Source organism: Microbacterium sp. (assembly GCF_052102115.1).
GTDB lineage: Bacteria > Actinomycetota > Actinomycetes > Actinomycetales > Microbacteriaceae > Microbacterium.
The window spans coordinates 1-12,631 of sequence record NZ_JBQDVP010000062.1 but is presented as its reverse complement, the minus strand read 5'-3'; the positions used below and the strand labels follow the sequence as shown (position 1 = coordinate 12,631).

11 protein-coding genes are annotated in these 12,631 nt (G+C 60.3%); 9 read left to right on the top strand and 2 right to left on the bottom strand.

What is annotated here, in order from left to right; genetic code table 11:
• Positions 1 to 12 precede the first annotated feature (12 nt).
• Both ACTICP_RS14245 and ACTICP_RS14240 read left to right on the top strand, forming a co-directional pair.
• The gene (locus ACTICP_RS14245; protein ID WP_441893476.1) at positions 13 to 1,839 is read left to right on the top strand and encodes an ATP-dependent DNA helicase; all 1,827 of its coding nucleotides are present in this window, start codon (positions 13 to 15) and stop codon (positions 1,837 to 1,839) included.
• A 20-nt stretch (positions 1,840 to 1,859) separates the two neighbouring features.
• Positions 1,860 to 2,096, top strand: a complete 237-nt coding sequence (locus ACTICP_RS14240) for a hypothetical protein (protein ID WP_441893472.1) — start codon at positions 1,860 to 1,862, stop codon at positions 2,094 to 2,096.
• 21 nt (positions 2,097 to 2,117) lie between these two features.
• Here the strand turns inward: ACTICP_RS14240 and ACTICP_RS14235 are convergent, their stop codons facing one another.
• Positions 2,118 to 2,501: a hypothetical protein gene (locus ACTICP_RS14235; protein ID WP_441893470.1), complete on the bottom strand. Its 384-nt coding sequence runs from the start codon at positions 2,499 to 2,501 to the stop codon at positions 2,118 to 2,120.
• Positions 2,502 to 2,855: 354 nt separating this feature from the next.
• Positions 2,856 to 3,797, bottom strand: a complete 942-nt coding sequence (gene dprA / locus ACTICP_RS14230) for a DNA-processing protein DprA (RefSeq protein WP_441893474.1) — start codon at positions 3,795 to 3,797, stop codon at positions 2,856 to 2,858.
• Positions 3,798 to 4,069: 272 nt separating this feature from the next.
• On the opposite strand from dprA, the gene ACTICP_RS14225 reads away from it, so the two are divergent.
• From ACTICP_RS14225 to ACTICP_RS14195, 7 genes are all read left to right on the top strand, one after another.
• The gene (locus ACTICP_RS14225) at positions 4,070 to 5,311 is read left to right on the top strand and encodes a hypothetical protein (RefSeq protein WP_441893468.1); all 1,242 of its coding nucleotides are present in this window, start codon (positions 4,070 to 4,072) and stop codon (positions 5,309 to 5,311) included.
• Positions 5,298 to 7,235: an ATP-binding protein gene (locus ACTICP_RS14220; protein WP_441893466.1), complete on the top strand. Its 1,938-nt coding sequence runs from the start codon at positions 5,298 to 5,300 to the stop codon at positions 7,233 to 7,235. The genes ACTICP_RS14225 and ACTICP_RS14220 overlap by 14 nt, the downstream gene beginning before the upstream one ends.
• Positions 7,232 to 7,942 carry a DUF4238 domain-containing protein gene (locus tag ACTICP_RS14215; protein ID WP_441893464.1) on the top strand — a complete coding sequence of 237 codons (711 nt, stop codon included), beginning with the start codon at positions 7,232 to 7,234 and terminating at the stop codon, positions 7,940 to 7,942. Before ACTICP_RS14220 ends, ACTICP_RS14215 begins: the two co-directional genes overlap by 4 nt.
• Before the next feature lie 246 nt (positions 7,943 to 8,188).
• Positions 8,189 to 9,370, top strand: coding sequence for a tyrosine-type recombinase/integrase (locus ACTICP_RS14210; RefSeq protein WP_441893462.1), 1,182 nt, complete (start codon positions 8,189 to 8,191; stop codon positions 9,368 to 9,370).
• A gap of 100 nt (positions 9,371 to 9,470) precedes the next feature.
• On the top strand, positions 9,471 to 10,049 hold the full coding sequence (locus ACTICP_RS14205) for a type IV toxin-antitoxin system AbiEi family antitoxin domain-containing protein (protein ID WP_441893460.1): 579 nt from the start codon (positions 9,471 to 9,473) through the stop codon (positions 10,047 to 10,049).
• Positions 10,046 to 10,990: a nucleotidyl transferase AbiEii/AbiGii toxin family protein gene (locus ACTICP_RS14200; protein ID WP_441893458.1), complete on the top strand. Its 945-nt coding sequence runs from the start codon at positions 10,046 to 10,048 to the stop codon at positions 10,988 to 10,990. The genes ACTICP_RS14205 and ACTICP_RS14200 overlap by 4 nt, the downstream gene beginning before the upstream one ends.
• Before the next feature lie 14 nt (positions 10,991 to 11,004).
• The coding region (locus ACTICP_RS14195; protein ID WP_441893456.1) for a hypothetical protein at positions 11,005 to 12,631 on the top strand (1,627 nt) is incomplete at its 3' end.

The following is a 12,631-nucleotide window of genomic DNA, read 5'->3' as shown; positions in this document are numbered from 1 at the left end:
AAAACCACCACCATGCAAGCCCTCCACACCGCATGGGAAAGACGCCACGGGAATGGCTCAGTCATCGGACTCGCGCCCTCGGCTGCGGCAGCCGAAGTCCTGGCAGGTGACTTGGGGGTGGCGACGGAGAACACGGCGAAGTGGCTCCACGAACACCGCCACGGCAACTGGAACCTCACCGCCGGTCAGCTCGTCATCATCGACGAAGCATCCCTCGCAGGAACCCTCGCCCTCGACACCATCACCGCCCACGCGAAAGCTGTGGGCGCGAAGGTGCTGCTGGTTGGTGACTGGGCGCAACTCGCGGCCGTCGATGCGGGTGGGGCGTTCGGGATGCTGGTGCGTGAACGGGACGATGCTCCGGAGCTGTTGGACGTGCGCAGGTTCCGAAACGACTGGGAAAAACACGCCTCCCTCGGCCTCCGGATCGGCGACACCGACGCCATCGATACCTATCTCGAGCACGACCGCGTCACCCCTGGCGGGTATGAGGAGATCCTCGAGCAGGCCTACCAAGCCTGGCAACATGACCAAGCCGCGGGGAAGACATCGGTGTTGATCGCGGAGACCCTCGATACTGTCTCTCAGCTCAATACTCGTGCTCGCACCGACCGGATCCTGGCAGGCGAAGTCGCACTCATTGGCGTCCGGCTCCACGACGGAAACGAGGCCTCGCGTGGTGACCTGGTCATCACTCGTAAGAATGACCGGCGGTTGTCGCTCGGGCCGGGTTGGGTGAAGAACGGCGACCGCTGGATGGTGACCCGAGCGCACGATGACGGAGCCCTCACTGTCCGTCGAGCCCACTCGAAATGGCGCACCACGATCACCCTGCCCGCCTCCTATGTCGCCGAGAACGTGGAACTCGGGTACGCCGTCACCGCACACCGCGCTCAAGGCTCCACCGTCGACACCGCGCACGCAATCGTCCACTCACCAGAAGTCACGACGGAATCCCTGTACGTTGCGATGACGCGCGGTAAGGAATCCAACCGGGTCTATGTCGCAACCGACGAGCATCACCTCGAAGAGCATCAGCACCGGGACGACCTGCAGAACACTGCCCGGAGCATCCTGTACGGCATCCTCCAGCACCCCGGCGCGGAACTCTCCGCGCACGACACGATCGTGATGGAGCAAGACTTCTGGGGGTCGATCGAGCAGCTCGCCGCCGAGTACGACACCATCGCCCAAGAAGCCGGGCTCCAACGGTGGGTCAATCTGCTCGAAGCCGGTGGCCTCACCCCGGAGACGATCGACGAACTCATCGAGACCGACGCGTTCGGGATCCTCACCACCGAGCTACGCAGGCTCGAAGCCGACGGCCACCACATCGATGACCTCCTGCCACGCATCATCCAAGCCGGAGGCCTCGACAACACGGCAGACCTTGGCTCCCTGCTCCGGTACCGGCTGCAGAGGGTCACGGCCGTGTACCCGCCGTCTGCGTCACGACCGGCTGGCCTGATCGTCGGCCTCGTGCCACGCGCCACCGGCATCACCGACCCCGCCATGCGGCAGACCCTCGACGAACGCGAACACCTCATGCAGCAACGCCTCGATGCCCTCACCCAGCAACTCCTCGCACACCCCGCACCGTGGATGAGTGCCCTCGACGGCATCGACCCTGAAAAGCGGGCCAGCACGGTGCGGGCGGTGGCGGCATACCGTGACCGGTGGGGCATCACCGCCGCGAGCCCGATCGGTGCGATCCCGCTCGATGACGCCCAGAGGATCGACTACGAACGCGCCCACGCCGTCCTCACGACCAGCACCCACAACACCGAGCAACCTCCGTCGGAGCCGCAGCAGCGACGCGACGGTCGCACCCTCGCATAACTCTGCCAGGCTGCCCAGCCATGCTCATCGGCGGCATCTACGTCTTCGCCGCAGCAATGTGCATCACACTCATTGAGCATGGCTGGAGCGGCTGGCTGTACCTGCTGTTCACGCTGCTGCTGTGGAACGGGCTGAAGTTCCTCTTCATGGGGCCATGGAGCATCATCCTGCTGCTGCGCGTGCGCAGGCAAGAGGCACGCGCCCGTAAACGAAACCGCACCACACCCACCCACGTCGCTACCGCGTCAGCGGAATAAGCTCCGAGCCTGGCTGGAGGGTCAGGGCTCTCGGCCCAGGTCGCCGCTCGTGGTGAGCAGGCGCTCCCAGTCGGTCGGGTCAACGATGCCGGGCATGGTGGGGTCGATGCGTCCGGTGTCGATGACGTACTCGTGTTCGCGGCGGGTGGCGTGAAATGTCGCGAGCACGGCCTCCCGCGGAGCCGTAATCTCGTAGATCTGATGGTCGTGACCGCCGAGCGCACCCAGGCGGGTCGCGAACCAGTGCGCACGCTCGAAACTCGCCGTCCACGACAGCCCGGTCTGATGCCCTTCTGCGGCCGCTCGGTACAGGTGCACCGTGTCCGGCAGCAGTGCCCGGTCTCGCAGTTCGGTCTCGTGCAAGTAGTACTCTTCGTCGACGCCAGAGAGCTCAAAAAGCTGCACCCACACCTCGTGATCTGCGGCTCGGCCCGGCCACTCGCACGTCGTCCAGGTGTCCTCAAGCCCTCGGCGTAGCTCCCGGTCCGACAATGCACCGGTCACCACCGCTGAGAACAACACGCCGGGTTTATCGTTCCGGCCGATCCTCGCCGACAACTCACTCCAGCCCACACCTACTCGGTGCTGACTGCTCAGGCGGCGGGCAGCATTCCCGACCTCGACGATGCGTGAGGCGTGGTCTTCGAGTAGCTCATGCGCGGAGGGACCAAACTCCCGCCCGTCGTTCAGTGATCGATCCATAGGGTGCTCATCTCGCTCATCTCCATGTTCATCCATTCCGCAGAGGGTGTGGTGCTTTTAGAGTGTGCGATCTCGTGCGGCATCTAGCCACGACGGAGAGAACGGCCGGTCTGAGACTTCCATTTGGTGTGTCGGGCCGAATCCTTCCTGTTCGAGATCGCGACGGATATCGGTGATGCCAGTGACCACGGATGAACCGTGTTCTCGGATCAGTTCGTGACATCCCGCACTACTCGGGCTCGTGACTGGGCCAGGGACTGCGCCGACGCTTCGCCCGAACTCCATTGCGAGGTTCGCGGTCGTCAACGCACCAGATCGCACTCCCGCCTCAACCACCACCACAGTCTGTGCGAGCGCTGCAATCAGTCGCCCGCGCTGCTCCAACCGGTGTCGTGTCGGGGGCGCACCGGGCACGGTCTCGCTGACCAGCGCACCCGAGGCGGCGACTTGCTCAAGCACATCACGGTTACCCGCCGGGTACGGCCGGTCCAGACCTCCAGGAAGCACCGCGATCGTTCGCCCGCCTTCCAACAGCGCCGCACGGTGCGCGGCAGCATCAATCCCATACGCGCCACCGGACACAACTGTGTGCCCGTCAGCGACGACACTGGATGCAAGCTCCGCAGCAACCGCAGCGCCATACGCTGTGCACGCCCGCGCACCGACCAACCCGACACCCGCAGAACGACCAGAGTGAGCGCCCGATAGCGACCCGCACACCCACAAAGCGATCGGCTGATCAGGACCCAGCACCCCAAGATCGAGGGGCCACTCCTTGGTTCTCGGAATCAGGACTTGAGTGCCGATCCTCTCCGACTCGTCCAAGATGCGCCTCGCGCCATCGAAACTCAACCGCGGCACGATGTCCTGCCTCCATCGCTCGAGACTCGCGCTCGGGTTGAACCACGGGATCTCCCCGCCAAGTGCCAGACGCACAGTCCTGATCCCGCCGAGGTCGTGTGCGAGGTGCGACGTTGTATCGCGCGGCTCAGCCACCATCGCGAGCATCACCCTCGCAGTGCGCTCATCCAGATCATCCAAGTTGATCTCAGCCATGACCCCGTCCTCTCGCAGGCGTAGCAGTTGGTGTTCAGAAGAGAGGTAGGTGGGCCTCAACACCCCACCGCTTTGCTTGTCACCGGTAGTCTCAGTAGGTAGACGGAACAGGCAGCTGGCCCGTGTCCTTGGAGGAGATGTAACCCAGTTCGGATCGTGAACCACGCGCCACGGCCCCACTCGGGCACACGACGGCGGAGAGCGAGAACGAACAAGTGGAGCAGACCAACCACCTCAGCGTCGAGGAGTTGCGTGACATCGTCCAAGATGCGCACCTCAACTTCCTTCTCGGCGCTGGTGCATCAGCAGACCTGTTCAAGCCCCTCGGCGATGTCGAGGACTGGCTCACATATCTCGCGCAGAACAGCGTCATCCCAGCCACAACGCTGAATCGAGTGCGCGCCTCCGTGTACGCCTACTTCTTCGAAGGCGTCATCGATCCCAACACGAGCGTGATCGATGAGACAGCCGAGGCTGACCCGATCCTCGATACATACCGCGGGTTCCTCCGCACTCTGAACACGCTTCTCGTCCGACGACGAAGCTCAATTCTCGACAAACAGGTCAACCTCTTCACCACCAACGTTGACCTCGCGACCGAGGTCGCGTCCGAGGAACTTCAGCTCGAACTGAACGACGGATTCTCAGGGCGCTACCTGCCAATGTTCAGCGCTAGCAACTTTGGAACCGTAAAGTCCCGCCGCAGTCTCCAGTACGACAACCTTGCGGAAGTGCCGACATTCAACCTCTTCAAGCTGCATGGATCTACCAGCTGGGCCACACGCAAAATCGATCTCGGAGAAGAGACGAAGGAAGTCATCACCTTCAACCCGAGTGCGGAAGTCTTCGACTCCATTCGGGGAACCCTCCAATCGGCGAATGATGCGCTCTACGACGTCGACAAAGAGACCAAGATCGACGAGCTAGCACAGGTCGCGGACGAGCCGACACCGTCGGAAGAGATCCTGTTGGGTGCGTTCATGGCGGAGTACGAACGGCTCGCAATCGTGAACCCCACCAAGGACAAATTCGGCCTGACGGTCCTGAACCAGAACTACTACGATCTGCTCCGCATTTTCTCGAACACCCTCGAGAAGGAAAACAGCGTCCTGTTCATCATCGGGTTCTCCTGCCGCGACGAGCACATCCGTGAACTCATCATCCGCGCAGCACGCACCAACCCGACACTCCAGATCATCGTCTTCGCCTACCATCCTGACGAAGCACAAGCCCTCAAAGATCGCCTCAACGCAGACCTCGCGGCCAACGGCAACATCCTCGTTCTCAGCACGCCCAAGAAAGCCAAGAAGGCGGATCAAGAGACCTACACTCTGAGAAGCATCACAAAGACGTTCTTCGAACCGCTCCTGCCCAAGGCCCCGCGAAAGCCCGACAGCGTCGTTGACGTCCGACTCAAGCTTACGGAACCACTGGAGCTCGATGATGAGCAGCAGTGACGCCGAGCTCCAAGAGCTCTCCGTTTTCAAGATCGGTAGCGTCGTCGAGATCAGTGGTCGCACCGTACGAATCCGTGTCGACAAGTCTAAGAACGGCTCCCACCTTCTCTACCAAGGTAAGACGCTGCGGAACGTGTCCGTGGGCGGCTACATAAAGATCGCCAAAGGGTTTTACGACATCATCGCCAAGGTCGACGGCGAGGCTGTTACCGAGGACAATGACCCCCGTTCCATCTACAGCAGCAAGCGATCACACATCGACCGAACCCTGACTGTCAGCCTGCTGGGATACTTCGACAGAGAGGGCAAGTTCCGCCGAGGAGTCAAAGAACTCCCGCTGATCAACAACGACTGTTTCCTCCTGACACAAGCTGAGTTCGATGAGATCCACAGCTTCGTCGGCCCCGATGACGTCGCACTCACGATCGGGAGTCTCGCGATGGAGAAAGGACAGCACGTCAACATCGGCGTCGACGCTGTCTTTGCCAGCCACATCGGGATCTTCGGCAACACTGGAAGCGGCAAGTCATACACGCTCGCAGCCGTCTACCACCAGCTCTTCGAACAGTACAAGCACTCTGATCAGTTCAAGGAGAACGCGGAATTTGTACTGATCGACTTCAACGGAGAGTACGTCAACACCTCGGAAGAAACCGAAGACCACCGCTCAACTTCCGTCATCACTGACAACGAACTAAAGCGCGAGTACGTGCTCTCAACCAGAGGCGCGGGCGGGCATCGACTCCCCATATCGAAGGAGACCGCCGAGGACCCAGTTTTTTGGACGGTCCTCCTTGACGCCTCCGAGAAGACACAAGCCCCGTTCATCCAACGAACTCTCGAGAGCACCTACTGGGACGAGAAGCTCGAAGATGATGAAGCCCTCAAACATGAAATTGGCTACATCGTCTTCAACGCTGTGAAGAACGGTGACTCCGCCCAAGACCGCGCCTCAATCAACCATTTCCTCAAGGAAGTGGCCCTCGCCCTCGGCGAAAATGCACCGCAAGAACTGACCACGTACATCGATAACCTTCATGCGAAGCTGAGCTTTCACAACAAGAACAGCACCTTCTACTGCAGCAATGAATACGGCACTCTTATCTACGCAAATGACGTCGCCAATGATCACTACTTTCGAAAGATCACACTCGAAGAGATAGAGAGCCTGGATCTTCGCTTCGGTCTCGTCGAGCACCTGAACCGGATCAGATTCAAACTCATCATCCAGTACTACAGCGACGTGTTCCGAGGCTTCGCAAACCGCGAGCACCTCGGCCCGGTTATCAAACGCCTCGAAACACGCATGCCCGCGATTCAGAAACTCCTCGAGGTCTCCGAAGGGGAGCTTCTCACGCAGCCGCTGACGGTGATCTCGCTCCGGGACGTGAACCTTGACATGAAGAAGGTCATCCCGTTGCTGTTGTGCCGCCAGCTCTACGACCGAAAGAAGAAGGCCGAGAACGGTACCTTCCTCAACATCATCATCGACGAGGCGCACAACATCCTGTCGACAGTCTCAGCACGAGAGAGCGAAAGTTGGAAGGACTACAGACTTGAGACCTTCGAAGAGATCGTCAAAGAGGGTCGGAAATTCGGCGTCTTCCTCACAATCGCGAGCCAAAGACCTCACGACATCTCAGACACCATCGTTTCGCAACTCCACAACTACTTCCTCCACCGCCTTGTAAACAACCTCGACATCCACGCGATCGAAAAGGCAGTCTCGTACCTCGACAAGATCTCCTTCGAATCCCTTCCCATTCTCCCGACCGGCACCTGCATACTCTCAGGAGTCTCCGCGCAAGTACCGGTCGTGGTTTCAGTCTCGGCGCTCGAGCCCCCGTACGAGCCAAACAGCAAGACCATGACCCTCAACGACAAATGGCAGCCACAACCAGACGAAGCAGCAGTGGCCCCATGAGAGTGAAGCGCGCGCACATGGTCTCCCGCGCCTACCTGAAGCAGTGGGCAGACAAGGGCGGCAACGTCGAAGTTATTGACATCCAGGATCGACGCGGATTCACCACGGACGTCGTCAACGCGACAGTCGTGAGCTACGCCTACGAACCGGACCTTCTCAACCGCGACCTCGAACGTGAGTTTGCAGAGGTCGAGGCGCGCGGTACTCCTGCTATCGCGAAGCTGCGCTACGGACATCTCCTCTCGACCGAGGAAAAATCGGACGTCGTCAACTTCCTTGACATGCACCTCCAACGCGGACGCTTCGCAGATCAAACCAAGGTTCGAACCTCTGCCATCGTTCTGAAGACAGACGGGAAAACAGAAGAAGCCGAGCTCAACCTCGCCGACCGTCTGATGCTCTCCCAATACATGGAGGGCCCTGTTCGCCTGGCCTCCCTGGAGGTTGAAGCGTGGAAATGGACGACTCACCGGAGTGAAAACCTCGCGACAGGCGACGGGGCCGTGCTTCTCTGGAAAGAGCGGAAAGAGGGAGCGCTCACGGCAGTGACCTTTCCTTTGGCACCCGACCAAGTCCTTCTGATCGGTTCTCCGGCCGATCTTCGCTTCCTGGATTCCCTAAACGCGCGGCTCGCTGAGAACAGTCGAAAGTGGATCGTTGGGCAGCGTGGAAGCCTCAACCTGGAATGGTTCAAGAGCTCGAGCTGATCACCACAGTTCGTAGCAAGCAGGAAGACAGCGATGGCGTCGGGGCACCAGCGTTGATGGAAAGATGCCCGCGGTTAGTTTCCGATGTGCCCACAGACGCTCGCACCCCATCGAGCCCGGCAACGGTTGCTCATGTGTCAGGACCAATGGGCGGGATCGAACAGACTCGAAGGGTGCAAACACAACTCCACAACGACGGCCCCATAGAACAGTTCACTTTCCACGATCCCGCAGAGGTGAGTACTCGTGGCTAGACCCCGCACTCCGATCGGCACCTTCGGCATCATCACCACCCGCCGCAGGAACAGCGGACGGTACGTCGCTCGCACCAGGTACCGCGACTGGGATGGCAAGGGCCGACACGTCCAAATCACCGGTACCACCCGCCCCACAGCCGAACGACTCCTAAAGAAGAAGCTCTCCGAACGCGACCTCTTCCATCCAGGGTTCTCCGGGATAAGTGCCGATAGTTCGTTCCCTGCCCTGGTGTCGTACTGGCTCAAAGACATGGACCTCGAGGACCGGCTCTCACCGACGACGCGGCTGCTGTACGAGCGGAACATGCGCACTCTCGTCCTTCCGTTCTTCAAAGAGTTCACGCTCCGGGAGATCGGGGTGGCGCGCTGCGACTACTTCCTCAAGCAGCTCGCGAAGAAGAGCTACAACCGGGCGCGCCAAGCCCGCGTCGTCCTCCGCCTCGCACTCGGACTCGCGGTGCGGCACGAGATCCTCCCGCGCAACCCGATGGATCACGTTTCCAGGCTTCGCCGTCCGGCGCGCACGCCGGACATCTTTTCCTGGGAAGAACTCAAAGCCATCCGTGCAGGCATCAGCGCGTGGGAGCATCGCCCGATCAAGGCAGGTCCGAAACCCGACGGGCAGCTCGGCCAGATCGTTGAAGTCATGCTCGGCACCTCAGCCCGCATCGGTGAAGTTCTCGCGATCTGCCTTGGCGATCTCGATCTGGACGCACCGATACCGTCGGTGCGGATCTCGGGAACGATCGTGAGCCGCAAGGGTGAGCCTACGCACCGGCAGGATCATCCCAAGACCGCACGCTCCGTGCGCAGAGTAGCGCTTCCTGGGTTCGCGCTTCGCGCCATCGGGGCGCGCTTGGAGAAGATCCGATTCACCCATCCGGACACGTTGTTGTTCTCCACCCGTGTCGAGACGCCGCATACGACGAACAATATCCGCAGGCAGCTCCGCGATGTGATGGACCGGGCCGGAGTGCCCGACGTCACCCCGCACCGGTTCCGTCGCACCGCAGCAACCGCGATCAACGAGATCGGGGGACTGCAGCTCGCCTCTGAACTCCTCGGACACAGCGACCCCTCGATCACGCGCGAGCACTACATCCGCCGCAACGAAACCGTGAACCCGATCACGGCAGACTTCCTCGAGCAAGCCTTCGGGCGGGCCAGCTGATGGACACTCCGCCGAACCAGCGGCGTTCACGACTCGCAAGCCACTTGCCCGCCTAACTGCTCACAGATAGTCTTGACGTGTAGCGAGTTAGGAGGCTGGCGTGTCAGAACGTGATCTTTCTCCTGCCTTCACGCTCCAGGACGCGCGCGAAGCCGGTCTCACCAAAGACCAGGTCTACTCATTACTTGGCCGCGAAGAGATCGAGCGTGTAGGGCGAGGAGTCTACGTGCGCCCTGACGCGCTCCAGCCTGCCCTCACTGCGCTCGCCGCAGCGACTGCACTTCGTGAAGATGCAACGCTGTGCCTGACGAGCGCTCTGGTTCACCATGACCTGAGCGATGCGATCCCTTTCGCGTCCGATATTGCACTACCGCGAGGCGCACACCATCCGACGGGGCTTGCCAACGTGACTTGGCGTAGCTTCGATCCGCAAACCTTTCATATCGGACGCGAGTTCGTCGACGCGGGAGAGGGAGCCACGGTCGCTGTCTATTCGGCGGAGCGTACCCTCGTCGACTGCTTCCGACTCATGCACCAAGAAGGCAGCGACATTGCGTACGAGGCTCTGAGGCGCTGGCTCCGCAGGAAAGGGAACACACCTGCGGGACTGCTCAAAGTCGCAGGATCGTTCCCCAAAGCACTGCCCAGGATCCGGCAGGCATTGGAGGTGCTCCTGTGACGCCACCAGCACCGTCCAGAGATACTTCCGCGGGGCGTGCCTACAACGATCTACGCAACCTCGCTCGAAAACAGAAGCGTGACCCTGCCGAGTACATCACTCTGTACGCGCTCGAAGGTTTCCTCGCGCGGCTCGCAGCATCAGAGGCCGCAGAAGACTTCGTGCTCAAGGGCGGCGTGCTCATGGCAGCATTTGCCGAACGCCGCCCCACACGAGACATTGACTTCGCCGCACGAGGACTCGCCAACGACATACCCGAGGTCGAACAGCGCGTCCGCAGCATCCTTTCCGTTCCCGTTGACGATGGTCTCGAGTTCGACGTGGACTCTGTCGGCGGCGAGCAGATCCGTGACGAAGCAGACTACAACGGTGTCCGGGTCAAGGTCGTCGCACGATTGGCGACAGCGCGGGTCGCACTACATGTCGATGTAAACTTCGGCGATCCGATCTGGCCCGCACCAACAGAGGCAGCCCTTCCGCTTCTCCTCGGCGGAACCCTCCAACTCCTGGGGTACCCCGACCACATGGTGCTCGCAGAGAAGATTGTTACCGCGCTCGAGCGTGGCGAGCAGAACACGCGCTGGCGTGACTTTACCGACATCGCTTCTATCGCCCGCTCCAGAAGGATTGAAGGAGCAGACCTCCAGGAGGCGGTCGAAGTTGTTGCCCGATACCGGGAAATCGAGATCGAGCCCCTCGGCTATTTGCTTGCGGGCATGCCCGCACTCGCGCAACGGAAATGGGAAGTCTGGCGGCGGAAACAACGGTTGGAAGCTACTACTCCCCAGGGCTTCTCAGAACTGCTTGCCACTTGCCTCGCCTTCACTGAACCGTTGCTGAGCGGAGGAGTTCGCAAATCGAAGTGGGAACCCGGACTCGGAAGCTGGATTCCGTCAACCGATCCTGGCTCTCCCACCTTGAGCCAACCTTCCGCCGTCTGAGTGTCAGGAGCCACATGGCATACGAACCATTCCCCGTTGAACCCATTGCAATTACCGATCTACGCCTTGATCTCTCCAACTACAGGATCAGTGGATCAGTTCCCAGTGAGGACGCTGCCATCACCTATCTCTTCGCCGAAGACGACGTAGAGTCACTGGCAAGGCAGATCCTGCTTGAGGGTTATGTCGACCTTGAGTTCCCACTCGTCGTTCGTGAGAACCAGAGAATCATCGTCCTTGAAGGAAATCGACGAGTCACTGCCCTAAAGGCGCTCTTGGATCCATCGCTCGCGCCGCCCGACGTCCGCCCACGTCTTGAACGGCTGCTCATACAGTTCGCTGTAGAAGCTGAGGACCTTCCCGACGCAATCCGGGTGATGGTTGCGCCCACTCGCGAGGATACTGCGGTGCTGCTCGCACGCCTTCACATCGGGCGCTCCAAGAAGGGATGGGGGAGGGCTGAACAGTCTCGATTTGTGATGGCTCAGCTCGAGGCAGGTAAGACAATCACCGAGCTCAAGAGAGAGCTGCCGGGGATCAAGAACCCTGTCACCTACGTAAAGCAGCACTATGTGAACAGATTGCTGCGGGAGACGCCCTTCAGTGACCCGAAAGTGGCCGAGTACGCCACCAGCAAACTCACCCTCACCTCGTTTGAATACGCGTATGGCAACGCCGAGATCCAGCGGATTATCGGCTTGGAGTTCGACGAAGACGGAGTTCTCAAACGGACGCCTTCATCCCCAGAAGAGGTTGCCGCGTTCGACCGTCTGGTGACGATGTATCACCAAGGAAAGCTAAGCTCACGAAAGTTCCCCAAGCGGAGCTCCGACACTTTCCAGGAGGATATGGCGTCGCTAGTGTCGCAGCTGCGTGGGCAGACTCAGGCAACTGTTGTTGAGGTTTCGATCCCAAAGCAAGGAGAAGGGCCGTTACCTGCGGGAGAGACGAACGACCTCCCGGGAGCAACGCTGTGGGATGACCCGGAAGGCGATCTTCGTCCGACGCCGCGTGAAGACGACACCTCTGAGCCAGAGCCGAGCGAAGGATCAGGTGAGGGTTTCAGCGCGGGACACAGGAAAAGTGAGGTGGGAGAACGGGACACCTATCTCGGCACTTCTGCCAATCGACCGGGGCCTGAGTTGCCTGCGATTCAGACGCAAGAAGGCATACTTGCTCCTCCGCAGCCAAACGACCCAGATACCCGCAAACGATTGACAATAACCGTCAACTACGTATCAGCGTCGACCGGAATTCAGAAGCGATTCTCGGAACTCCGAAAACTGGCCGTTGCTGAAACGCCAATCGCAGCAGCGGTACTTATTCGTAGCATCATTGAAGCGAGTATCAAGTTCCACTTCTCACGACTGCCTCAGTCGAAGAATGTCAGCGGGGAACTTGGCCCAGTGATGCGGGTTGTCAAAGAGACCTACGGCAAGGAACCTTCTCTAAGAAACGTGATCGATCTCCTGAACAACAATTCCAGCAATCCGCTACGCCCAGGATCGCTCCGTTGGTTCAATAATGCTGCGCATGATGCAAACTTCTCCGTGCGTGAGCAAGAGGTTCGCGATGCTTGGCAGCAAGTCGGGTCTGTCGGGAAGTTTGTGTGTGAGGGGTTCGGCGTGATCGGTTCGGCTT

Excerpts from the sequence above, each read along its gene's own strand:
- ACTICP_RS14245 (WP_441893476.1), top strand. The coding sequence starts at position 13 with ATGCAAGCCCTCCACACCGCATGGGAAAGACGCCACGGGAATGGCTCA.
- ACTICP_RS14240 (WP_441893472.1), top strand. The coding sequence starts at position 1,860 with ATGCTCATCGGCGGCATCTACGTCTTCGCCGCAGCAATGTGCATCACA.
- ACTICP_RS14215 (WP_441893464.1), top strand. The coding sequence starts at position 7,232 with ATGAGAGTGAAGCGCGCGCACATGGTCTCCCGCGCCTACCTGAAGCAG.
- ACTICP_RS14220 (WP_441893466.1), top strand. The coding sequence starts at position 5,298 with ATGAGCAGCAGTGACGCCGAGCTCCAAGAGCTCTCCGTTTTCAAGATC.
- dprA (WP_441893474.1), bottom strand. The coding sequence starts at position 3,797 with ATGGTGGCTGAGCCGCGCGATACAACGTCGCACCTCGCACACGACCTC.